General features: G+C 70.4%; 21 protein-coding genes and 1 riboswitch. Of the genes, 18 read left to right on the forward strand and 3 right to left on the reverse strand.

Annotated elements, in window-relative coordinates; translation table 11 throughout:
* Nucleotides 1–11: 11 nt before the first annotated feature.
* The 3 genes from uvrA to ABEA24_RS34665 all read left to right on the forward strand — a co-directional run bounded on the left by uvrA (nt 12) and on the right by ABEA24_RS34665 (nt 3,878).
* Nucleotides 12–2,852, forward strand: a complete 2,841-nt coding sequence (uvrA, locus tag ABEA24_RS34655; protein ID WP_345436294.1) for an excinuclease ABC subunit UvrA — start codon at nt 12–14, stop codon at nt 2,850–2,852.
* 85 nt (nt 2,853–2,937) lie between these two features.
* On the forward strand, nt 2,938–3,360 hold the full coding sequence (locus ABEA24_RS34660; protein WP_345436296.1) for a Rieske (2Fe-2S) protein: 423 nt from the start codon (nt 2,938–2,940) through the stop codon (nt 3,358–3,360).
* Nucleotides 3,361–3,425: 65 nt separating this feature from the next.
* Complete coding sequence (locus ABEA24_RS34665) at nt 3,426–3,878, forward strand: Rieske (2Fe-2S) protein (protein ID WP_345436298.1); 453 nt, start codon at nt 3,426–3,428, stop codon at nt 3,876–3,878.
* 53 nt (nt 3,879–3,931) lie between these two features.
* Here the strand turns inward: ABEA24_RS34665 and ABEA24_RS34670 are convergent, their stop codons facing one another.
* On the reverse strand, nt 3,932–4,999 hold the full coding sequence (locus tag ABEA24_RS34670) for a mechanosensitive ion channel family protein (RefSeq protein ID WP_345436300.1): 1,068 nt from the start codon (nt 4,997–4,999) through the stop codon (nt 3,932–3,934).
* 150 nt (nt 5,000–5,149) lie between these two features.
* Here ABEA24_RS34670 and uvrC point away from each other — a divergent pair, with 150 nt between their 5' ends.
* Genes uvrC through whiA form a run of 4 tightly spaced genes read left to right on the forward strand, consistent with a single transcriptional unit; the run spans nt 5,150 to nt 10,031 of the window.
* Nucleotides 5,150–7,135, forward strand: a complete 1,986-nt coding sequence (uvrC, locus tag ABEA24_RS34675; RefSeq protein WP_345436302.1) for an excinuclease ABC subunit UvrC — start codon at nt 5,150–5,152, stop codon at nt 7,133–7,135.
* On the forward strand, nt 7,132–8,034 hold the full coding sequence (rapZ, locus tag ABEA24_RS34680) for an RNase adapter RapZ (RefSeq protein WP_345436304.1): 903 nt from the start codon (nt 7,132–7,134) through the stop codon (nt 8,032–8,034). Before uvrC ends, rapZ begins: the two co-directional genes overlap by 4 nt.
* Before the next feature lie 6 nt (nt 8,035–8,040).
* Nucleotides 8,041–9,018: a gluconeogenesis factor YvcK family protein gene (locus tag ABEA24_RS34685; protein WP_345436307.1), complete on the forward strand. Its 978-nt coding sequence runs from the start codon at nt 8,041–8,043 to the stop codon at nt 9,016–9,018.
* Nucleotides 9,019–9,050: 32 nt separating this feature from the next.
* Nucleotides 9,051–10,031 (forward strand): DNA-binding protein WhiA, encoded by a 981-nt coding sequence (gene whiA, locus ABEA24_RS34690; protein WP_345436309.1) that lies wholly within the window; start codon nt 9,051–9,053, stop codon nt 10,029–10,031.
* A 109-nt stretch (nt 10,032–10,140) separates the two neighbouring features.
* Here the strand turns inward: whiA and ABEA24_RS34695 are convergent, their stop codons facing one another.
* Together ABEA24_RS34695 and ABEA24_RS34700 are read right to left on the reverse strand one after the other, a co-directional pair.
* Nucleotides 10,141–11,352, reverse strand: coding sequence for an RNA polymerase sigma factor (locus ABEA24_RS34695; protein ID WP_345436311.1), 1,212 nt, complete (start codon nt 11,350–11,352; stop codon nt 10,141–10,143).
* On the reverse strand, nt 11,349–11,720 hold the full coding sequence (locus ABEA24_RS34700) for a YciI family protein (RefSeq protein WP_345436313.1): 372 nt from the start codon (nt 11,718–11,720) through the stop codon (nt 11,349–11,351). The genes ABEA24_RS34695 and ABEA24_RS34700 overlap by 4 nt, the downstream gene beginning before the upstream one ends.
* Nucleotides 11,721–11,912: 192 nt before the next feature.
* Between ABEA24_RS34700 and ABEA24_RS34705 the strand changes: the two genes are divergently transcribed.
* The 11 genes from ABEA24_RS34705 to ABEA24_RS34755 all read left to right on the forward strand — a co-directional run bounded on the left by ABEA24_RS34705 (nt 11,913) and on the right by ABEA24_RS34755 (nt 22,758).
* A complete protein-coding gene (locus ABEA24_RS34705) occupies nt 11,913–13,409 on the forward strand; it encodes an MFS transporter (RefSeq protein ID WP_345436315.1) in 1,497 nt (498 codons plus the stop codon).
* Between the two features lie 295 nt (nt 13,410–13,704).
* A complete protein-coding gene (gap, locus tag ABEA24_RS34710; RefSeq protein WP_345436317.1) occupies nt 13,705–14,709 on the forward strand; it encodes a type I glyceraldehyde-3-phosphate dehydrogenase in 1,005 nt (334 codons plus the stop codon).
* A gap of 107 nt (nt 14,710–14,816) precedes the next feature.
* Complete coding sequence (locus ABEA24_RS34715) at nt 14,817–16,007, forward strand: phosphoglycerate kinase (protein WP_345436879.1); 1,191 nt, start codon at nt 14,817–14,819, stop codon at nt 16,005–16,007.
* A gap of 41 nt (nt 16,008–16,048) precedes the next feature.
* Complete coding sequence (tpiA, locus tag ABEA24_RS34720; protein ID WP_345436882.1) at nt 16,049–16,810, forward strand: triose-phosphate isomerase; 762 nt, start codon at nt 16,049–16,051, stop codon at nt 16,808–16,810.
* Nucleotides 16,811–16,939: 129 nt separating this feature from the next.
* Complete coding sequence (secG, locus tag ABEA24_RS34725) at nt 16,940–17,182, forward strand: preprotein translocase subunit SecG (protein ID WP_345436319.1); 243 nt, start codon at nt 16,940–16,942, stop codon at nt 17,180–17,182.
* Between the two features lie 71 nt (nt 17,183–17,253).
* Entirely contained in the window at nt 17,254–17,625 is a 372-nt protein-coding gene (locus tag ABEA24_RS34730; RefSeq protein WP_345436321.1) for an RNA polymerase-binding protein RbpA, read from the forward strand.
* 148 nt (nt 17,626–17,773) lie between these two features.
* Nucleotides 17,774–17,857, forward strand: a riboswitch (ZMP/ZTP riboswitch).
* 22 nt (nt 17,858–17,879) lie between these two features.
* A complete protein-coding gene (locus tag ABEA24_RS34735; protein ID WP_345436323.1) occupies nt 17,880–19,145 on the forward strand; it encodes a serine hydroxymethyltransferase in 1,266 nt (421 codons plus the stop codon).
* Nucleotides 19,146–19,298: 153 nt separating this feature from the next.
* Complete coding sequence (locus tag ABEA24_RS34740; RefSeq protein ID WP_345436325.1) at nt 19,299–20,366, forward strand: GNAT family N-acetyltransferase; 1,068 nt, start codon at nt 19,299–19,301, stop codon at nt 20,364–20,366.
* 215 nt (nt 20,367–20,581) lie between these two features.
* Entirely contained in the window at nt 20,582–21,226 is a 645-nt protein-coding gene (locus ABEA24_RS34745; protein ID WP_345436327.1) for a ClpP family protease, read from the forward strand.
* 379 nt (nt 21,227–21,605) lie between these two features.
* Nucleotides 21,606–22,046 carry a hypothetical protein gene (locus ABEA24_RS34750; protein ID WP_345436329.1) on the forward strand — a complete coding sequence of 147 codons (441 nt, stop codon included), beginning with the start codon at nt 21,606–21,608 and terminating at the stop codon, nt 22,044–22,046.
* 250 nt (nt 22,047–22,296) lie between these two features.
* Nucleotides 22,297–22,758, forward strand: a complete 462-nt coding sequence (locus ABEA24_RS34755) for a hypothetical protein (RefSeq protein WP_345436331.1) — start codon at nt 22,297–22,299, stop codon at nt 22,756–22,758.
* Nucleotides 22,759–22,777: the final 19 nt, after the last annotated feature.

Genomic DNA, 22,777 nt, shown 5'->3' on the forward strand with positions numbered 1-22,777 from the left:
GCGGATACGCCGTGGCTGACCGTCTCATCGTGCGCGGAGCGCGTGAACACAACCTCAAAGACGTCTCACTCGATCTTCCGCGCGACGCGCTGATCGTGTTCACCGGCATGTCCGGCTCCGGGAAGTCCAGCCTGGCGTTCGACACGATCTTCGCGGAAGGCCAGCGCCGCTACGTCGAGTCCCTGTCGGCGTACGCCCGTCAGTTCCTCGGCCAGATGGACAAGCCCGACGTCGACTTCATCGAGGGGCTGTCCCCGGCGGTCTCGATCGACCAGAAGTCGACGTCCAAGAACCCCCGCTCGACCGTCGGCACCATCACCGAGGTCTACGACTACCTCCGTCTGCTGTGGGCCCGCATCGGGCACCCGCACTGCCCGATCTGCGGCCGCACGATCTCCAAGCAGACGCCCCAGCAGATCGTCGACCGGGTGATGGAGTTCGAGGAGGGCACCCGGTTCCAGGTGCTCGCCCCCGTCATCCGCGGCCGCAAGGGCGAATACGCCGAGCTGTTCCGCGACATGCAGACCAAGGGCTTCTCCCGCGCCCGCGTCGACGGCAACCTCGTACGCCTCGACGAGGCGCCCAAGCTCAAGAAGTACGAGAAGCACGACATCGAGGTCGTCGTCGACCGGCTGAGCGTCAAGGAGGGCTCGCGCCGTCGGCTCGCCGACTCGATCGAGACGGCGCTCGGCCTCACCGGCGGCACGGTCATCCTCGACTTCGTCGACCTGCCCGAGGACGACGAGCAGCGCGAGCGGATGTTCTCCGAGCACCTCTACTGCCCGTACGACGACCTGTCCTTCGACGAGCTCGAGCCGCGCTCCTTCTCGTTCAACTCCCCGTACGGCGCCTGTCCCGACTGCACCGGCCTGGGCACTCGCATGGAGGTCGACCCGGAGCTGCTCGTACCCGACCCGGAGAAGACCCTCGAGGAGGGGGCGATCTCTCCGTGGTCGAACGGCCACATCAGCGACTACTTCCTGCGGCTCCTCGGTGCGCTCGGCGACGCGCTGGGTTTCGGCCTCGACACGCCCTGGGAGCGGCTCCCGGCCAAGGCCCGCAAGGCGGTCCTGCAGGGCCACGACACGCAGGTGCACGTCAGCTACCGCAACCGGTACGGCCGGCTGCGCTCCTACTACACGACCTACGAGGGCGTGATCCCGTACGTCCAGCGGCGCCACTCCGAGGCGGAGAGCGACTCCAGCCGGGAGCGGTTCGAGGGCTACATGCGGGAGATCCCGTGCCCGTCGTGCGAGGGCAAACGGCTCAAGCCCGTCGTCCTCGCCGTCACGGTCAACGACCGGTCGATCGCCGACGTGGCCGCCATGCCGATCGGGGAGTGCGCGAAGTTCCTGCTCAACATGGAGCTGAGCGAGCGGGAGAAGCACATCGCCGAGGCGGTGCTCAAGGAGATCAACGCCCGGCTCGGCTTCCTGCTCGACGTCGGCCTCGACTACCTCAGCCTGGACCGGGCGTCGGCGACCCTGGCCGGCGGTGAGGCGCAGCGCATCCGCCTGGCCACTCAGATCGGCTCCGGGCTGGTCGGCGTGCTGTACGTCCTGGACGAGCCGTCCATCGGGCTGCACCAGCGCGACAACCACCGCCTGCTCGAGACGCTGATCCGGCTGCGCGACATCGGCAACACCCTCATCGTCGTCGAGCACGACGAGGACACCATCCGGGCCGCCGACTGGGTCGTGGACATCGGCCCGGGAGCGGGCGAGCACGGCGGCCAGATCGTCGTCAGCGGCCCGGTCGAGGAGCTCCTGGCCGACGAGAGCTCGATGACCGGGGCGTACATCTCCGGCCGCAAGGAGATCGCCGTCCCGGCGGCCCGCCGCAAGCGCCAGCGCGGGCGCGAGCTGGTCGTCAAGGGCGCCCGCGAGCACAACCTGCGCGACATCGACGTCGCGTTCCCGCTCGGCGTCTTCACCGCCGTCACCGGCGTGTCGGGGTCGGGCAAGTCGACGCTGGTCAACGACATCCTCTACACCTCGCTGGCCAAGCAGCTCCACGGCGCCCGCACGGTGCCCGGCCGGCACAAGCGGATCAACGGGGTCGACCAGCTCGACAAGGTCGTCCACGTCGACCAGTCGCCGATCGGCCGCACCCCGCGGTCCAACCCGGCCACCTACACGGGCGTGTTCGACCACGTCCGCAAGCTGTTCGCGGCCACCGCCGAGGCGAAGGTCCGCGGCTACCAGCCCGGCCGGTTCTCGTTCAACGTCAAGGGCGGGCGCTGCGAGGCGTGCTCGGGCGACGGCACCATCAAGATCGAGATGCAGTTCCTGCCCGACGTCTACGTGCCCTGCGAGGTCTGCCACGGCGCCCGGTACAACCGGGAGACCCTCGACGTGCACTACAAGGGCAAGACGATCTCCGAGGTCCTCGACATGCCGATCGAGGAGGGCCTGGAGTTCTTCGAGGCCATCCCGGCGATCCGCCGCCACCTGCAGACGCTCAACGACGTCGGCCTCGGCTACGTCCGGCTCGGCCAGCCCGCGCCGACCCTGTCCGGCGGCGAGGCGCAGCGGGTCAAGCTCGCCTCCGAGCTGCAGCGCCGCTCCACGGGCCGGACGATCTACGTGCTCGACGAGCCCACCACCGGCCTGCACTTCGAGGACATCCGCAAGCTGCTCGGCGTGCTGAACGGCCTCGTCGACAAGGGCAACACCGTCATCGTCATCGAGCACAACCTCGACGTCATCAAGACGGCGGACTGGATCATCGACATGGGCCCGGAGGGCGGGTCGCGCGGCGGCACCGTCGTCGCGACCGGCACCCCTGAGGACATCGCGAACGTCGGGGAGAGCCACACGGGCCAGTTCCTCGCCAAGATCCTCGGCGTCTGACCCGGTCATCGCGTCCGGAGACCGGGCGGTAGCATGAGGCCGCGATGTACTACAGCGTGTAGTACATGACCTTGTGGGGAGACGGATGTCAGAGGAAGCGGTGGGCTGCTGCTCCCGGCGGCGGCTGCTGGGCACGGCGGCTCTGGCGGGCGTGGGGGTGATCGGCCTTGGCGCGTGCGGGACGCGATCGGCGAAGGCCATCGTGCCCCCGGCGATCAAGGGCAAGGTGATCGCCCGTACCGGGGAGATCCCCGTCGGCGGCGGCAAGGTCATCGACAAGTGGAAGATCGTCGTGGCGCAGCCGTCGCAGGGGACGTTCAAGGCGTTCACCGCCACGTGCACCCACCAGGGATGCACCGTCGGCAGCCCGGAGGACGGCGTGATCACCTGCCCCTGTCACGGCAGCGAGTTCAACGCGACGGACGGCTCGGTCAAGCAGGGACCGGCCGGTGCGCCCCTGCAGGAGTTCACCGTTCGGCTGCAGGGCGACGGAATCATCGTCGAATAAGGTTGAACCGAATGGATCTCTCCTGCGTGAAACCCGGATGTAGGCCCGAACACGAGGAGGAACCCATGCCGTTCGATCCCTCGGCCGCCCCGGCCGGTTCCACGGACGCCGACACCGGACCGGACGCGGCGCCGACGCGCCGTGGAATGCTGCTCGGGGTCGGCGTGGCCGGCCTTGCCGGCACGCTCGCCGCCTGCGGCGGAAAGAGCGACGACTCCGGTGGCGGGAGCGGCGGCGCGCTGGGCAAGGCCTCGGACATCCCGGTCGGCGGCGGAAAGATCTTCAAGGATCAGAAGGTCGTCGTCACGCAGCCGAAGAAGGGGGAGTTCGCCGCCTTCAGCGCGGTCTGCACCCACCGCGGCTGCACGGTCGGCTCGGTCTCCGACGGCACGATCAACTGTCCGTGCCACGGCAGCAAGTTCCACGTCAGCGACGGCTCCGTCGCCCACGGCCCGGCGTCGCAGCCGCTGCCGGGCAAGTCCGTCAAGGTGGAGAACGGCGAGATCAAGCTGGCCTGATCCCAGGGCGTGGTGGCGGGCGGCGGTCGCCGCTCGTCACCATGGTCGCCGGCTCAGGCGCGGTTCTCGGACCGGTTCTCGGACCACGCGTTCGGGCCGTCCATGTCCGTGCGGAGCCGGGGCAGCGTCGACGGGTGATTCTCCCGGATGTAGGCGACGAGGTGCTCGCGGACGTCGCACCGCAGGTCGAACGCGCTGGCCGAGTCGTGCGCGCTCATCAGCGCCCGCAACTGGACCAGGCCGTTCGGCGTCACGTCGGTCACCTGCAGGACCCAGTCCTTCTGGTCCCAGAGGGGATGCTCACGCAGGAACCGGTACAGCTCCGTTCGCAGCTCCTCTACGGGAACGTTCCAATCCACGTGCAGCAGAACGGTGCCGATCACCCGGGCGGTGTGCCGCGTCCAGTTCTCGAAGGAGTTCTGCGCGAAGTACGACACGGGGAGCACGAGCCGCCGTTCGTCCCAAAGGCGCATCACGACGTACGTGAGGGTCAGCTCCTCGATGCGGCCCCACTCGCCCTTCACGACGATCACGTCGTCGATCCGCAGGGCGTCGCTGAAGGCCAGCTGCAGGCCCGCGAAGACGTTGCTCAGCGTCGACTGGGCGGCGATACCGGCGACGATGCCGGCGATCCCGGCGGAGGCGAGCAGCCCCGCGCCCACCGCCCGTACGGCCGGGAAGGTGAACAGCATCGACGACGCCGCGATGATCGCGACGATCGCGGCGGAGCTGCGGCGCAGCAGCATCACCTGGGTGCGGACCCGCCGGGCGCGGACGTTCCGGTCACCCTCGATCTTGGTCAGGTGATCGAGGGCGACGTCGGTGGCGGCGTACGCCGCCTGGATGAGCAGCCAGGTCACCGACGCGATGACGATGAGGGACAGCGCGTGGCGGATGTCCGCGGTGAACCGGCCGAGGACCTCTCTCGGCGGCAGCCCGGCCGTCGCCCCCGTGGCGAACGCGAGGACGAAGGCGGGCTTCCCGCAGCGCCGGGCGATCGGCGGGGCCAGCGGCCGGCGGGACACCGGCCGGCTCGTGAGCACCCTCCGGAGAATCTCCACGACCAGCAGGCCGAGCAGGACCGACCCGAGCAGAATGGCCAGCGCGGTGACGGTCGACACGATGAAGGTCCCCCTTAGCGATATCGACGACGGAACCCGACCTTCCCGACACGCCGTTCTTCCCCCAAATCCACAGAATGCACAGGTGACTCATATCACCCCATATCGCCACTGAAGCGGCTCGCATCGCGAGGCGACTAGGCTTACGGCGTGGCAGATCCGGCGACCTATCGGCCCGCGCCCGGCTCCATACCTGAATCGCCCGGGGTCTACCGATTCCGTGATGAGACAGGCCGGGTCATCTACGTGGGCAAGGCGAAGAACCTTCGCTCCCGGCTGAACTCCTACTTCGCCGACTTCGCGGGGCTGCACCCGCGCACCCAGACGATGCTGCAGACCGCCACGGACGTCGGCTGGACGGTCGTCGGCACCGAGGTCGAGGCGCTCCAGCTGGAGTACTCCTGGATCAAGGAGTTCGACCCGCGGTTCAACGTGAAGTACCGCGACGACAAGTCCTATCCCTACCTCGCGGTGACGATGCACGATGACGTCCCGCGCGTGCAGGTCATGCGCGGCGCCAAGAAGAAGGGCGTCCGCTACTTCGGGCCGTACTCCCACGCGTGGGCGATCCGCGAGACCGTCGACCAGCTGCTGCGGGTGTTCCCGGTGCGCACCTGCTCGGCCGGGGTGTTCCAGCGGCAGCGCCAGATGGGCCGGCCCTGCCTGCTCGGCGACATCGGCAAGTGCTCCGCGCCCTGCGTCGGCCGGATCACCGAGCAGGGCCACCGCGAGCTGGCCGAGGACTTCTGCGCCTTCATGGCGGGCGAGACCGCGCGCTTCATCAAGGCCCTCGAGAAGGACATGAAGGCGGCCGCCGCCGAGCAGGAGTACGAGCGCGCGGCGCGGCTGCGCGACGACATCCGGGCGCTGCAGCGGGCGCTGGAGAAGCAGTCCGTGGTGCTGGGCGACACCACCGACTGCGACGTGATCGCCTTCGCCGACGACCAGCTCGAGGCCGCCGTGCAGGCCTTCTACGTCCGCGGCGGGCGCATCCGTGGCCAGCGCGGCTGGGTGGTCGACAAGGTCGAGGAGGTCACGACCGGCGAGCTCGTCGAGCAGTTCCTGCTGCAGATGTACGGCGAGGCCGCCGCCGAGGCGGTGCCCCGGGAGATCCTCGTGCCCGCGCTGCCGCCGGACACCGACGCGGTAGTGGAGCTGCTCGCCGAGCACCGGGGCGGCCGCGTCGACCTGCGCGTGCCCCAGCGCGGCGACAAGAAGACGCTGATGGAGACGGTCGAGCGCAACGCCGTCGAGGCTTTCAAGCAGCACAAGACGCGCCGGGCGACCGACCTGACGACCCGCAGCAAGGGCCTGCAGGAGATCCAGGACGCCCTGGAGCTCGAGCAGGCGCCGCTGCGCATGGAATGCTACGACGTCTCCAACCTCCAGGGCACCAACGTCGTGGCCTCGATGGTCGTCTTCGAGGACGGCCTGGCCCGCAAGAGCGAATACCGGCGGTTCTCCATCAAGACGGTCGAGGGCCAGGACGACGTGCGCTCGATCCACGAGGTGATCCGCCGGCGCTTCAAGCGCTACCTCGAGGAGACCGAGAAGACCGGCGAACTGGACGTCCTGGGCGAGCCGGAGGCCGGCGGGCCGATCGACCCGGAGACCGGCAAGCCGCGCAGGTTCGCCTATCCGCCCAACCTCGTCGTGGTCGACGGCGGCGCGCCGCAGGTGGCCGCCGCCCAGCGGGCGCTCGACGAGCTCGGCATCGACGACGTCGACGTGTGCGGCATCGCCAAGCGCCTGGAGGAGATCTGGCTGCCGGGCGAGGAGGATCCGGTGATCCTCCCGCGCAACAGCGAGGCGATGTACCTCATGCAGCGGCTGCGCGACCAGGCGCACGACTTCGCGATCCGGTACCACCGGACCAAACGCAGCAAAGGCATGCTCGTCAGCGAGCTCGACGACGTCCCCGGCCTCGGCCCGGGCCGCCGCAAGGCGCTGATCAAGCACTTCGGGTCGGTGAAGCTCCTCAAGGAGGCCGGTCCGGACCAGATCGCCGAGGTTCCTGGCATCGGGCGCCGTACGGCTGAGAACATCATCGCGGCGTTGCGCGCCGATGACGGGGCCGCACCAGGCGCCCAGGACGGGACGGCGTCACCGGCCCAGGACGGGGGAGGCAGGACGTGAATCACACGACAGGGGCGAATCTAACGGGCACGCCACAGGTGCCCGACATAGTGATCATCACCGGCATGTCGGGCGCCGGGCGGAGCACGGCGGCCAAGTCGCTGGAGGACCTGGACTGGTTCGTCGTCGACAACCTGCCGCCCGCGCTGCTGGCCACGATGGCCGATCTGGCCGAGCGGGGCCAGGGGGCGGTCCCGCGCATCGCGGTCGTCGTCGACGTGCGCAGCCGCGCCTTCACCACCGACCTGCAGTCGGCCTTCGACGACCTGGAGGCGCGGGGCGCGCATCCGCGCGTGGTGTACCTCGAGGCGTCCGACGACGTGCTCGTCCGCCGGTTCGAGAGCGTACGCCGGCCGCATCCGCTGCAGGGCGACGGCCGGATCGTCGACGGCATCGCCCGCGAGCGCGAGCGGCTGCGCGAGGTGCGCGCCGAGGCCGATCTCGTCCTGGACACCAGCGCGCTGAACGTCCACGAGCTGCGGGCCAAGATCGTCGAGTTCTTCGGCGGCGAGGCGGCGGAGTCGAGCCTGCGCGCGACCGTGGTCTCCTTCGGTTACAAGTACGGCCTGCCCGTCGACGCCGACCTGGTCGTCGACTGCCGGTTCCTGCCGAACCCGCACTGGATCCCCGAGCTGCGCCCGCAGAACGGCCGCGACGCGGCGGTACGGGACTACGTGCTGTCGCGGCCGGGGGCCAAGGAGTTCCTCGACTCCTACACCGAGGTGCTGCGGCTCCTCGTGGAGGGGTACGAACGCGAGGGCAAGCACTACGTGACACTCGCCGTCGGCTGTACCGGCGGCAAGCACCGCAGTGTCGCCATGGCCGAGCAGTTCGGCGCCCGGCTGGGCGACGAGGGGCTCGAGGTAAGGGTCGTCCACCGGGATCTGGGACGGGAATAACCGCACGTGACATCCCCCAAGGTCGTCGCCCTCGGCGGCGGGCACGGACTTTTCGCCTCCCTGTCAGCGCTGCGCCGCGTCACCGACCGGCTCACGGCCATCGTGACCGTCGCCGACGACGGCGGGTCCAGCGGCCGGCTGCGGCGAGAGCTCGGCGTCCTGCCGCCCGGCGACCTGCGCATGGCCCTGGCCGCGCTGTGCCGCGACGACGACTGGGGGCGCACCTGGAGCGAGGTCGTCCAGCACCGCTTCCGCAGCCAGGGCGAGCTGCACGGGCACGCCGTAGGCAACCTGCTGATGGTGGCGCTGTGGGAGCTCCTCGACGACCCGGTCGCCGGCCTGGACTGGATGGGGCGGCTGCTGGGCGCGGAGGGCCGGGTGCTTCCCATGGCGTCCGTCCCCCTCGACATCGTCGCGGAGGTCCGGGGCGCCGACCCGGATCGGCCGCAGGAGATCACGCACGTTCAGGGGCAGGTGGCCTGCGCGAAGACGCCGGGACAGGTGCTGAGCGTCTCCCTGGTGCCCCCGGACCCGCCCGCCTGCCCGGAGGCGCTGCGCGCCATCGAGGAGGCCGACTGGGTCGTCTTCGGGCCCGGCTCCTGGTTCACCAGCGTGCTGCCCCACCTGAAGGTGCCGGAGCTGGCCGACGCGCTGCTGCGCACCTCCGCCCGGCGGATCGTCGCACTGAACCTCGAACCCCAGCCCGGCGAGACCGACGACTTCTCGCCGCAGCGGCACCTGGAGGTGCTGCGGGCGCACGCCCCCGACCTCCGGGTCGATGTCGTCCTCGCCGACCGGAATGTCGTCGAGGAGCGCGATGTTCTTGAAAAAGCGGCACGTACCCTCGGTGGAACGCTCGTGCTGGCCGACGTCGCGGCCGGAGATGGATCTCCACGGCATGATCCGGCACGGTTGGCCCAAGCGTTCGCACAGATCTTTGTCAGCGGCCACTGTCCCCGGCAAGATTCCGCGAGACTGCCCTGACGGGATGATGGCTACAGGGGGAGGATCCATCAATGGCGATGACCGGCGTGGTGAAGGACGAGCTGAGCAGGCTGTCCGTCATGAAGCCGTGCTGCCGCAAGGCCGAGGTGTCGACACTACTGCGCTTCGCCGGGGGCCTGCACATTGTCAGCGGGCGCATCGTGATCGAGGCGGAGCTCGACACCGGAGCCGCGGCGCGACGCCTGCGCAAGGACCTCGCGGAGGTCTTCGGCCACAGCTCCGACGTCGTGGTGCTGGCGCCGAGCGGCCTGCGCAAGGGCAACCGGTACGTCGTGCGGGTGTTCCGCGACGGTGAGTCCCTGGCCCGCCAGACCGGTCTGATCGACAACAACGGCCGCCCGGTCCGGGGCCTGCCCCGGCACGTCGTCTCCGGCGGCGCCTGCGACGCCGAGTCGGCGTGGCGCGGGGCGTTCCTGGCGCACGGGTCGCTGACCGAGCCCGGCCGGTCGATGTCCCTCGAGGTCACCTGCCCCGGTCCGGAGGCCGCCCTGGCCCTCGTCGGCTCGGCCCGGCGGCTCCGGATCCACGCCAAGGCCCGCGAGGTGCGCGGCGTGGACCGCGTCGTCGTCCGCGACGGCGACGCGATCTCGGCGCTGCTGACCCGGCTCGGCGCGCACGACTCGGTGCTCGCCTGGGAGGAGCGCCGCATGCGCCGCGAGGTGCGGGCGACCGCCAACCGGCTGGCCAACTTCGACGACGCCAACCTGCGCCGCTCCGCGCGCGCCGCGGTCGCGGCCGGGGCGCGGGTCGCGCGCGCCCTGGAGATCCTCGCCGACGACGCCCCGGAGCACCTCGTCGCCGCCGGCCGGCTGCGGCTGGAGCACAAGCAGGCGTCGCTGGAGGAGCTCGGGCAGCTCGCAGAGCCGCCGCTGACCAAGGACGCCATCGCCGGCCGGATCCGGCGGCTGCTGGCCATGGCCGACAAGCGCGCCATGGACCAGGGCATCGCCGGCACCGAGGCCAACGTCACCGCCGACATGCTCGCCCCCTGATCCGTTCGCCGGGCTCCGGCGACGAGGATTTCGGGGGCGATACGCCGGCTCCGACCAGTCGGTGCCGGGCGCCCAACGGGGGCGCCCGGCAGGGCGGTGACAGGGGCTTCTACGTTCTCAGCCGGCCGGCCCTGGACTCCAGGTAGCGTTGCTCGGCGATGCTGGCGGTGGCCTTCGCGGCGTGCCGGTAGTGCTCGTACGCCCCGGCCGTGTCGCCGGTCTTCTCCAGCAGATGCGCCCGCACGGACAGCAGCCGGTGATGCCCGGCCATCCGCTCGTCACCGTCCAATGTCGACAGCAGGGCCAGCCCGGCCGGCGGGCCCTCGATCTCGGCGAGCGCGATCGCCCGGTTGAGGGTGACCATCGGGTTGGGGGCGATCCGTTCCAGGATCAGGTAGAGGGCGTGTACCTGCCGCCAGTTGGTCTCCTCGGCCGTGGCCGCGTCGGCGTGCGTGGCGGCGATGGCGGCCTGCAGTTCGTAAGGGCCGAGGGCCGGGCCGGCCAGCGACGTCTTGACCAGCTCGAGGCCCTCGTCGATCAGCCCGCGGTCCCACGTCGTACGGTCCTGCTCGTCCAGCGGCACCAGGTCGCCGGTCGCCGTCGTACGCGCCTCCCGGCGGGCGTGGGTCAGCAGCATCAGCGCGAGCAGCCCGGTCACCTCGCCGTCCTCGGGCAGCTGCGCGTGCACCATCCTGGCCAGCCGGATCGCCTCGTGCGCGAGGTCGGCGCGGTGTACCTCGCTGCCGGAGGATGCGGTGTAGCCCTCGTTGAAGATCAGGTAGAGCACGTGCAGGACGACCCGCAGCCGCTCCTCGCGCTCCGCGCCGTCCGGCAGGCCGAACGAGCTGCCGGCGGCCTTGATGCGCTGCTTGGCCCGGCTGATCCTGGCCGCCATCGTGGCCTCCGGCACCAGGAACGCGCGGGCGATCTCGGCAGTGGTCAGGCCGCCGACCGCCCGCAGCGTCAGGGCGGTCTGAGAGGCCGCGGTCAGCGTCGGATGGCAGCAGAGGAACAGCAGGACGAGCGTGTCGTCGGTGTCCGGTACGTCCTCGGGCACCACCTCGGTGGCCGTCGCCGACTCCCGCTCGCGGCGCGCGTGGTCACTGCGCATCTGGTCGATGAGCCGCCGGGACGCGACGGTCATCAGCCAGCCGCGCGGGTTGTCCGGCACTCCCTCGGCCGGCCACTGCACGGTGGCGGCGAGGACGGCCTCCTGCACGGCGTCCTCGCACCCTTCGAACTGTCCGTGCCGACGTACCAACGCGCCGAGGACCTGCGGCGTGAGCTCACGCAGCAGGTCCTCGAGGGCTTGTGCGGTCATGCCTCCAATTGTCCGTCAGCGAACATCACCTGCCGCACCTCGACGCCCAGACCCTCGATCGCGGTGTCCGGGATCTGCGTCGCCAGCTCGATCGCCCGCTCCTTGTTCTCGCAGTCGATCAGGTAGAAGCCGCCCAGGTATTCCTTGGCCTCCAGGAAGGGTCCGTCGGTCACCACCGGCTGGCCGTTGCGTACGGTCACCACGGCGGCCTGTGACGGGTCGACCAGCGCCTGCGTGGTGATCAGCTCGCCGGACCTCTTCAGCGCCTCGATGAACGCGCCGTGGCCGTCGCCGATCGCCGCCTTCTCCTCGTCGGTCAGCGCGTCCAGGACGGCCGGGTTGATGTGCATGCTGATCAGGAACTTCATGTCGTACTCCTCGTGGTTCGAGACCCCACGGCGGGGCCCTTCGACCAGTTGGTCGGAGCCGTCGTCGTCGTCTTGACATCCCCCGCCCGAACTTTCGCATGGTCTTCTTCCCGTACCGATGTCAAGAAGCCCTCGGCCACTCCGACCAACCGGCGAAACGTCGAGAGAGTCGAGAGAACAGAGAGCTTCGATATGCGGATCAACCGGGCGTGGCCGGGAGCGGCCCTCCTCATGCTGCCGACATTCCTCGTCGCGATGGACATGACGGCGCTGCTCCTCGCGCTCCCACGGCTGAGCTCCGACCTGGGCGCCACCAACGTCCAGCAGCTGTGGATCAGTGACGGCTACGGACTCATGGTGGCCGGCCTGGTCATCACGATGGGCACGCTCGGCGACCGGATCGGCCGCCGGCGGCTGCTGATGATCGGTGCGGCGGCCTTCGCGGTGCTGTCGGTCGTGGCCGCCTTCGCGGTCAGCCCGCTGATGCTGATCGTCGCGCGTGCGCTGCTGGGCGTCGCCGGCGCGACCCTGGCGCCGTCCACTCTCGCCTTGCTCACCAACATGTTCCGCGACGAACGACAGCGCGGGAAGGCCATCGCGATCTGGGCGACCTGCCAGTTCACCGGAGGCGCGCTCGGGCCCGTGCTCGCCGGCCTCCTGCTCCAGCACTTCTGGTGGGGATCGGTGTTCCTGGCCGCGGTACCGGCGATGGTGCTGCTGGTGCTCGCCGGGCCGGTCCTGCTGCCGGAGTTCCGCAGCGACCAGGCCGGCCGGCCGGACCTGACGAGCGTCGGGCTGTCGCTCGTGGCGGTGCTCTTGATGATCTACGGCATCAAGCAGCTGGCCGTCGAGAGCGTGCCGGTCGTGCCGGCGGTGGCCCTCGTCGCCGGCGCGGCCATCGGATTCCTGTTCGTACGCCGGCAGCTGCGGCTGGAGACGCCGCTGCTGGACCTGCGGCTGTTCCGCAACCGCCCGTTCACGGCCGTACTCGTCGCGCTGGTCTTCGCCGGCGTCGCCATGGCCGGTACGGGCCTGCTGGTGACCCAGTACCTGCAGAGCGTGCTGGGCTTCTCGCCGGTCGTGTCGGCGGTGCTGTTCGCGCCGATGGGCCTGGGCGTGGCGGCCGGCACCATGGCCGCGCCGGCGCTGGCCCGGCGGATGAGGCGGACGACCGCGATCGCCGGCGGGCTGGCGGGGTCGGCGCTGGGCAGCCTGCTGCTGGTCGGCGTCGACGGCGCGGGCGCCCTGCCGCTGGTGATGATCGGCATTGCCGTACTGGCGCTGGGCACCGGCCCGCTGTTCGCGCTGGGCACCGGGCTGGTCGTCGGGTCCGTACCGCCGGAGCGCGCCGGCTCGGCGGCGTCGATGTCGGAGACCGGCAACTACTTCGGCGGTTCGCTCGGCTTCGCGCTGCTCGGCCTGCTGGCCGCGGTGGTCTACCGGAGCCGGATGGGCGGCACGTCCGACTCGCTGGCCGGCGCGGTCGCCGCCGGCCGGCACCTTCCCGCCGGCCAGGGCGCGGAACTGCTGCACTCCGCGCGGGAGGCGTTCACCGCGAGCCTGCACGTCACCGGCGTCGTCGCCGCGGTCATCTTCGCCGGGTCGGCCGTACTGATCCTGACCATGCGCCCGGCGACCCGGACCGCCCCGGCGGCGGCGCTCCCCGACCACGAGGCGACTGGCTCGTAGAACAGCGGCACTGCCCTCGTATCCGGCACGTGACGGCCACGTGACGCGGTCACTTTGGACGAAGTCCCTCTTCTGTATCGATTTGGTCTAGACCATTAGGTCTAGACCAAATACGATTTCCCTGGTCCGCCGCCCGCCATCGGATGTTGGCTCCCGGCAGGGCGGCGGACCGGTCGCTACGGCCCGGTGGTTACAGAGACATCACACCGGGTTCGGTAGGGTCGACCTGAGAGCACACGTCAGATTCACAGGCCCCCGGTGACGTCCGGGGACGAAGTATGAGGAGATCGGTGCCGTGACCATCCGGGTTGGCGTTAACGGCTTCGGCCGCATCGGCCGCAACTTCTGGCGAGCGCTGAACGCCGCCGGTGGCGACGTCGAGGTCGTGGCGGTCAACGACCTCACCGACAACGCCACGCTCGCTCACCTGCTCAAGTACGACAGCATCCTCGGCCGGCTCGCCGAAGAGGTGAAGGCCGGCGCGGACGAGATCACCGTGGGCGGCAAGACCATCAAGGCCTTCGCCGAGCGCGACCCCGCCAACCTGCCGTGGGGCGACCTGGGCGTCGACGTCGTCATCGAGTCGACCGGCCTGTTCACCGACGCCAACAAGGCGAAGGTGCACGTCGAGAACGGCGCGAAGAAGGTCATCATCTCCGCGCCGGCCAAGAACGAGGACGTCACGATCGTCATGGGCGTGAACGACGACGCCTACGACCCGGAGCTGCACACCGTCATCTCCAACGCGTCCTGCACCACCAACTGCCTGGGCCCGATGGCGAAGGTCATCCACGACACCTTCGGCATCGAGCGTGGTCTGATGACCACGATCCACGCCTACACCCAGGACCAGAACCTCCAGGACGGCCCGCACAAGGACCTCCGCCGCGCCCGCGCCGCCGCCATCAACATCGTGCCGACCAGCACGGGCGCCGCCAAGGCCATCGGTCTCGTCCTGCCGGCGCTGAAGGGCAAGCTCGACGGCTACGCGCTGCGCGTCCCGGTGCCGACCGGCTCGGCGACCGACCTCACCGTCACGGTCGGCCGCGAGACCAGCGTCGAGGAGGTCAACGCGGCGCTGCGCGAGGCGGCCGAGGGCCCGCTGCGCGGCATCCTCACCTACACCGAGGACCCGATCGTCTCCTCCGACATCGTCACCGACCCGGCGTCCTGCATCTTCGACTCCGGGCTCACCAAGGTGATCGGTGACCAGGTCAAGGTCGTCGGCTGGTACGACAACGAGTGGGGCTACTCCAACCGGCTCGTCGACATCACCAAGCTGGTGGGCTCGCGGCTCTGACCGAGCCATAGGGCCCGCCCGGCCCGGCAACGGCGACACGAACGAGCGCAGCAGGCGGTAGGCCTGCTGCGCTCGTTCCAACACGACCAGGAGTGCGATCAATGAGCATGTCCACGATCGACGATCTCGGCGACGTGCGCGGCAGGCGGGTGCTGGTCCGCTCGGACCTCAACGTCCCGCTGCAGGACGGCGTGATCGGGGACGACGGCCGGATCCGGGCCAGCGTCCCGACCATCACCAAGCTCGCCGACCAGGGCGCCCGCGTCATCGTGTGCGCTCACCTCGGCCGCCCCAAGGGGCAGGTGAAGCCGGAGTTCTCCCTCGCCCCCGTCGCGAAGCGGCTGGGCGAGCTGCTGGGCCGCGAGGTCCGCTTCGCCACCGACACCGTCGGCGAATCCGCGCAGGCCACGGTCGACGCGCTCCAGGACGGCGAGGTCGCCCTCCTGGAGAACCTCCGCTTCGAGGCCGGCGAGACCAGCAAGGACGACGCCGAGCGCGGCGCGTTCGCCGACCGCCTGGCCGCGTTCGCCGAGCTGTACGTCGGCGACGGCTTCGGCGCCGTGCACCGCAAGCACGCCAGCGTCTACGACGTGCCGCAGCGGCTTCCGCACGCGGCCGGCGGCCTCATCGCCGCCGAGGTCGAGGTGCTGCGCCGCCTCACCGGCGAGCCCGCCCGGCCGTACGTCGTCGTGCTGGGCGGCGCCAAGGTCTCTGACAAGCTCGGGGTCATCGCGAACCTCCTCGGCAAGGTCGACCGGCTGATCATCGGCGGCGGCATGGCGTACACCTTCCTCAAGGCCCAGGGGTACGAGGTCGGGAAGTCGCTGCTGCAGGAGGACCAGCTCGATCAGGTCCGCGGGTTCATCGAGGAGGCGCGCAAGCGCGACGTCGACCTCGTCCTGCCGGTCGACGTGCTGGCCGCCACCGAGTTCGCCCCCGACGCGCCGCACGAGGCCGTCGACGCGACCGCCATCCCGGCCGACCGGGAGGGCCTGGACATCGGCCCGCGCACCCGTGAGCTGTTCGCGAGCAAGCTCGCCGACGCGGCCACCGTCTTCTGGAACGGCCCGATGGGCGTCTTCGAGTTCGACGCCTTCGCCGGCGGCACCCGCGCGGTGGCCGAGGCGCTGATCGCGTCCAAGGCGTTCACCGTGGTCGGCGGCGGCGACTCGGCCGCGGCCGTACGCAAGCTGGGCCTCCCCGAGGACGGCTTCTCCCACATCTCGACCGGTGGCGGCGCGAGCCTCGAGTACCTCGAGGGCAAGACGCTGCCCGGCCTGGCCGTCCTGGAGGACTGAACGTGGCCGCCAAACCCGCAACGCCGCAGCGCAAGCCGCTGATGGCGGGCAACTGGAAGATGAACCTCACGCACTTCGAGGGCATCGCGCACGTCCAGAAGATCGCCTTCGGCCTCAGGGAGGCCGACTACGAGGCGGTGGACGTCGCGCTGCTGCCGCCGTTCACCTTCATCCGCAGCATGCAGATGCTGGTGGACGCCGACAAGCTCGAGCTGACGTACGGCGCGCAGGACGTCTCGGCCCACGAGAAGGGCGCCTACACGGGAGAGATCTCGGGGCTGATGCTCGAGAAGCTCGGCTGCACGTACGTCCTGGCCGGGCACTCCGAGCGCCGGGAGTACCACCACGAGGACGACGCGCTCGTCAACGCCAAGGTGAAGCAGGCCCTCAAGCACGATCTGACGCCGATCCTGTGCGTCGGTGAGGGCCTGGAGGTCCGCAAGGCGGGCGAGCACCTGTCCCACACGCTCTCCCAGGTCGAGGGCGGCCTGCAGAAGGTCCCCGCCGAGCAGGCGCAGCGCGTCGTGATCGCCTACGAGCCGGTCTGGGCGATCGGCACCGGCGAGGTCGCGACGCCCGAAGACGCGCAGGAGGTGTGCGGCGCGATCCGGAAGCGGCTGGCCGAGCTGTACAGTGGAGATCTCGCCGAGCAGGTCCGCGTGCTCTACGGGGGCTCCGTCAAGGGCGGCAACATCGCCGGGATCATGGCGAAGCCGGACATCGACGGAGCGCTCGTCGGCGGAGCGAGCCTGGACGCGGGGGAGTTCGTCAAGATCTGCAGGTATCGCGAGCTGCCGGTGTGATCTAGCGCATCAGACTGCGCGTTTCTGCTGAACCACGCGGTAGAACGTCGTACCCTCGGTAACGGATGACCTGAACACGAGAACATTCCCCGCGACCAGCGGGGTGAATCACGAAAGCGCTGGGCTGCTGTGATCATCGCAACTTCCATCGTGCTCATCCTCACGAGCGCGCTGATGGTGCTGCTCGTCCTCCTGCACAAGGGCAAGGGCGGCGGCCTGTCGGATCTGTTCGGCGGCGGTATCAGTTCGTCGCTCGGGGGGTCGTCCGTGGTCGAGCGCAACCTCGACCGGCTCACGATCGGCACGGGCGTCATCTGGTTCGTGGCGATCATCGCGCTGGGTCTGCTGCTCAAGCACGGCCACCACGGCTGAGCAGCCCAGACCCGCAGTGTGTTGACGCCGTCGCCCCTCGCCGCGGCGGCAAAGGAAGCGAGGAGTAGTCCGTGGGTAGTGGCAACGCTATTCGAGGTAGCCGAGTCGGTGCTGGCCCGATGGGAGAGGCCGAGCGTGGCGAAGCAGCCCCGCGTGTGTGGGTGAGCTTCTACTGCGCGAACCGGCACGAGTCCCGGCCGAGTTTCGCGACCGACGTCGCGGTTCCCGACCAGTGGGACTGCCCCCGGTGCGGGTTCCCCGCCGGCAAGGACGCGGAGAACCCGCCGGCGCCGCCGCGTAACGAGCCCTACAAGACGCATCTCGCCTACGTGAAGGAGCGGCGCAGCGACGCCGACGGCGAGGCCATCCTCGAGGAGGCTCTGGCCAAGCTGCGTGCCGAGCGTGCTGCGATCGCGGCCGCGATGCAGCGCGTCCGGAACTGACGCTGTAGATCGCTCTTGTGATCGGCCCGGTGACCGCCTCGGCGGCCACCGGCCCGATCGCATGAGCGGGTACGGCGGCATCCGGCGTGTTCGGCGCGGCGATCTGATCCGGCCTGTCGCCCTGAGCCGCGGCGGCGCTTTCGGTACGATGGGGGTCCGTGACTGGCGCATGAGGTGGAGTTCACCACCGGGGAGCGAAGAAGATCTGGCACCGCGCGCCTGGGTGCTGGGAGCCGAGCCCTTCTGGAGGCCCCATGCACCAGCCAGCGCTGTCCCATCTCACCGCGACCGACCCTGACCTGGCCGGTCTCATCGAGGCCGAGGCCCGCCGCCAGCACGACAAGGTCCGCCTCATCGCCTCGGAGAACTACGTCTCGCCGGCGGTGCTGGAGGCGACCGGCTCCGTCCTCACCAACAAGTACTCCGAGGGCTATCCGGGCAAGCGTTACTACGAGGGTCAGCAGGTCGTCGACCCCATTGAGGAGCTTGCCCAGGCGCGCGCCCGCGAGCTGTTCGGCGCCGACCACGCCAACGTCCAGCCGTACTCCGGCTCGCCCGCCAACCTGGCCGTGCACCTGGCGTTCCTGAACCCGGGCGACACGTTCCTGTCGCTCGAGCTCGCCCACGGCGGCCACCTCACGCACGGGTCGCCGGTGTCGATCTCCGGCAAGTGGCTGCGCCCCGTGCACTACGGCGTCGGCCGCGAGACCGGCCGTGTCGACATGGACCAGGTGCGCGACCTCGCCCGCGCGGAGCGGCCGAAGGTGATCTTCTGCGGCGGCACCGCGATCCCGCGGACGATCGACTTCCCGGCGTTCGCCGAGATCGCCCGTGAGGTGGGCGCCGTCCTCGCCGCCGACATCGCGCACATCGCCGGGCTCGTCGCCGGCGGCGCCCACCCGTCGCCGGTCGGGCACGCCGACGTCATCACCACGACCACGCACAAGACCCTCCGCGGCCCGCGCGGCGCCATGATCATGACGACCGCGGAGCACGCGACCGCGATCGACAAGGCGATCTTCCCCGGTCTGCAGGGCGGCCCGCACAACCACACCACCGCGGCGATCGCCGTCGCGCTCAAGGAGGCCGCCCAGGAGGACTTCGCGGCGTACGCCCGCCAGGTCGTCGCGAACGCCCAGGCCCTCGCCGCCGCGCTGACCGACCACGGCTTCGACCTCGTGTCCGGTGGCACCGACAACCACCTGGTCCTCATCGACCTCACGGACAAGGGCATCGGCGGCAAGCCGGCGGCCAAGGCGCTCGACCGCGCCGGCATCGAGCTGAACTTCAACACGGTGCCCTTCGACCCGCGCAAGCCGTGGAACCCCTCGGGCATCCGGCTCGGCACCGCCGCGATCACGACGCGCGGCCTCACCGAGGAGCACATGCCGTTCGTCGCGGCCTCGATCGACCAGGCCGTCGCCGCCGCCGACGACGAGGCGGTCCTCGCCAAGATCGCCACGGAGATCCGCGAGCTGCTCGCCGGCTTCCCGATGCCGGGATGGGCCGCGACGCCCTGACCAGCCATCGATCACGAGGGCCCGGCGTCTCGGAGGCGCCGGGCCTTCGTCGTGTTCGTCCCAAAGAGCGCTGATCCGGCGGAAACGATCGCGTAGCGACCCGGTAACAGTGATGCGGCACGCTGGTCCCGTTCAGCCGCCGAAGGGGATGATATGCCGCTGCTCCGCGTACGCACCGAGATCGACGACCGGCCGGGCCGGCTGGCCGTCCTGACCGCCGCGCTGGCCGCGCAGGGGGCGAACATCCTCGACCTGTCCGTCCAGGTCGACACGGACGGCGTGGTGGACGAGTTCGTCGTGGACGTGCCCGCCGGGACCACCGCGGAGGCGCTCACCGCCGCCGTCGCGGTCGCCGCGGGCCGCCGGACCAGCGTCGTTCCGGCGACCCCGCACGAGCTCATCGACGAGCCGAGCCGCGCGCTCTCCCTCGCCGTACGCCTCCGGTCCAACCCGCGTGCCCTGCCGGAGATCCTCGCCGAGCTGCTGCGCGCCGGCAGCGCGGAGTGGGTGGCCGGCCCGGCCGCGCTCGACGAGCAGCCCGATCCGGCGACGATCACGATCTCCGTCGGGCACCTGCGCGGGGTCCTGCTGCACCGGGAGGGGCTGCCCTTCACGCTCACGGAGATCGCCCGGGCCAACGCCCTGGTCCGCTCGCTGCTCCCGGCCCACGGCCCGGCTCCCACCCGGCAGCGCCTGACCCTCGGCGACGGCACCGAGATCACCGTACGGCCGCTGACACTCCTCGACGCCGACGCCGTACGGGACATGCACGCCCGCTGCTCGATCGAGAGCCGGCGCCGCCGCTACTTCAGCGCGCGGCACGGCATTCCGGAGCGGCTGCTGCGGGTGTTCTGCGACCGCGCGCACGGGCTGACCACGGCGGCCGAAGGCCCGGACGGGTCGATCCTCGCCCTCGCACACCTGATGTACACGCTCGACCCCGGCGTCGGCGAGCTGGCATTCCTCGTCGAGGATGGCTGGCAGGGCCGAGGCATCGGGGCGGCGCTGGCCCGCCGTCTCCTGGCCGTCGCGCACGAGCAGGGCCTGGCCGAGGTCCGCGCCACCATGCTGGCCGACAACTCCCGCATGCGCGCCCTGCTCGGCGGCCTCGGCGGGCGATTCGTGCGGTCCGAGGACCCGAGGCTGCTCGACGTACGGATCGCGCTCGGCCCCGACCGTACGGAGGCGCTCGAGCCGACGCGGGCGGGAGCGGCACGGTAGCACGGACGGGTGGCCCGGCCGGGCAGGAGTGGTTCAGCCGGCGCGGCGGGATCGAGCTGATGCCGGGTGGGTGGCCTGGCTGGGCGGGAGCGCTTCAGCGGGCGCGGCGGGATCGAGACGGTGCCGGGTGGGAGTGGCTCCGGCCGACCGGGCCGGATCGAGACGGTGCCGGACGGGCTATATCGTCGTAGGCAGCCGTACGGAGGGGGCGCCCGATGACGATGCCGTCTTTCCCGCCCGAGTTCCCCGGCGACCCGAACGGGCCGTCGCCGCCGTCATGGCCGGGAGGACCTCCCCTGCCGGGGGAGGGGTCGTGGCCGGGTGAGCCGGATGCGGCCGATCCGCTCGCCGACCGGCTGTTCGATCATCGGATCATCCTCGCGAACGGGTCGCTCGACGGCGCTCGTGCCTCGGAGCTGACCGGGAAGCTCGTCATGCTCGACGCGGCGGGAGAGGAGCCGGTCACGTTGCACCTGCGGTCGCCGGACGGTGAACCCGAGGCGGCCTTCGCCGTCGCGGACACGATCGGAATCCTCGGCTGCCCGGTGCGCGTCCTGGTCGCCGGTCAGACCGGTGGCCCGCCCCTGCTCGTGCTCGCCGCCGGACGGCGACGGGAGATGATGCCCCATGCGACGTTGCGGCTGACCGAGCCCCGGGCGGCGTTCCAGGGCGACACCACGGACGTCGCCACCCGCGAAGAGGAGCATCGGCGGCAGGTCGACGCCTTCTACATCCGGTTGGCCGAGACGACCGGCCGGGAGGTCGACGAGATCCGCGAGGACGCCCGGCAGGACCTCCTCCTGACCGCCGATGAGGCGGTCGCCTACGGCCTTGTCCAGGCCGTAGTGGCCCGTCCGTAGCCGCACGCCATCCGGTCACCCCGGTCCACCTGCGCGATATCGGACATATTCCGCCTCGGCGAATATCACGCCCGGGTGATTTCTGGAGCCTCATACTTATTGTTCGCGTGGCGGCGAATATTTGGTCTCCTTGAACTCAGATCATGGATTGCCGACCGGTTCTCGGCGGTGATTCATGGGGGAAGACGCTCGTGGCTACACCACGTTGGCAGGTCGAAGGATCTCCACTTGGCGGCTGTTCGCCACGACGAGTCACTCGACGGGTCGCAATCCGTGCCGATCGTTTATGTCCTCAGAGGGCATGACTTGCGCTGATCGCACCGCGTGAACAGTGCCCCTCAGGGGTCATGGCCACCGGGGACTCAGACTGGGGAGAAACATGTCCATCGCGAAGTCTCTGACCGTCGCCTTGTCCGTCGCGACATTCGGCATCCCGCTCCTGACGGGAACGAACGCCTACGCCGTGGGTCATCCGGTCGTCGACCAGGCCGCCTCCAAGGCCGCGCCGTCGCTTCAGACGGCGCATCGGACCGTGGCAGGGAGAACGGTAGCCGGGGTGGGCTGGGAGCAGAGCGGCACCGGCGCTCTTAAGATTCATGTCGATACCACCGACGCGCACTTCAACGGAACGCCCATTTACGTGACTTCCATCGCCGGTGTGGGAAACCAGTTCGGGCTTGTGGGCACCAGCTCCGTTTACAGCCCTGCCGCGACGGGATTCGACATTTTCATCCGGTGGGCTGATGGGCATGCGATCAGTCCCGCCGACGCGATCTCGGGCGGGTGGTACGTCCAGTGGATCGGCGTCGAAAACCCCTAGCCGCAGGCCCGCAGGACACCGCTGACCGACGAATCACACGCGCGGCGTAAGCGGGGCTCTGGAGCTTCACCTCGCCGTCGTGGGGGCCGACTCCCGATCGTCCCCCACGGCACGCGACAGAGCGGTCGTCGCGGCCGCCCCCGGAGGCGACCGGTCAGGTGACGGCCGCCTCCACGGCTTCATGGAGGTGTGGCAGGCTGCTCGAATGCCCATATCGTCATGGCCCACCTGGGCTGAAGCGCTGGCGGTGATGAACGAAGAGGACCGCGCCGCGGCGGAACGTCTCCGCGACCGGTTCGCCGAGGCGGGTGAGCTCGAACCCGAGAACGCCGCGCTGTCAGAGATCCTGGAGGATTTTCCGCAACTGGCGCGCTTCCTGGTGCTGCGTCATATCTGGCCACGGCTGATAGACGCCTGGGCGGTGTCGGGCGCGTTGGAGCGCCTCCCGGCAGGCGCGCGGCTGCTCGAGACGGGAACGGACCGCGACGACCTGGTCAAGGTGGCGCGGTCCGTGGCCTACGACACGGCGTTCGGCCTGCTCTACATGATCTGCTTCGGGCGTGACGACGAAGCGGCCGAGGGAAGCCCGGGCTGGGCCGTGATGGAGAGCACTCCCGAGGGTGAATTGACGGGGCGGCAACTCGACGGCCTCCACGAGGATCTGCTGAGCCTGGACCCCTCGGGCCGCGAGGGCGCTGACCTCATCGAATGAGCCTGAGCGCCTGCCGTCG

The sequence above is a fragment of the Actinoallomurus vinaceus genome, from assembly GCF_039542055.1.
In the GTDB taxonomy this organism is placed as follows: Bacteria; Actinomycetota; Actinomycetes; order Streptosporangiales; family Streptosporangiaceae; genus Actinoallomurus; species Actinoallomurus vinaceus.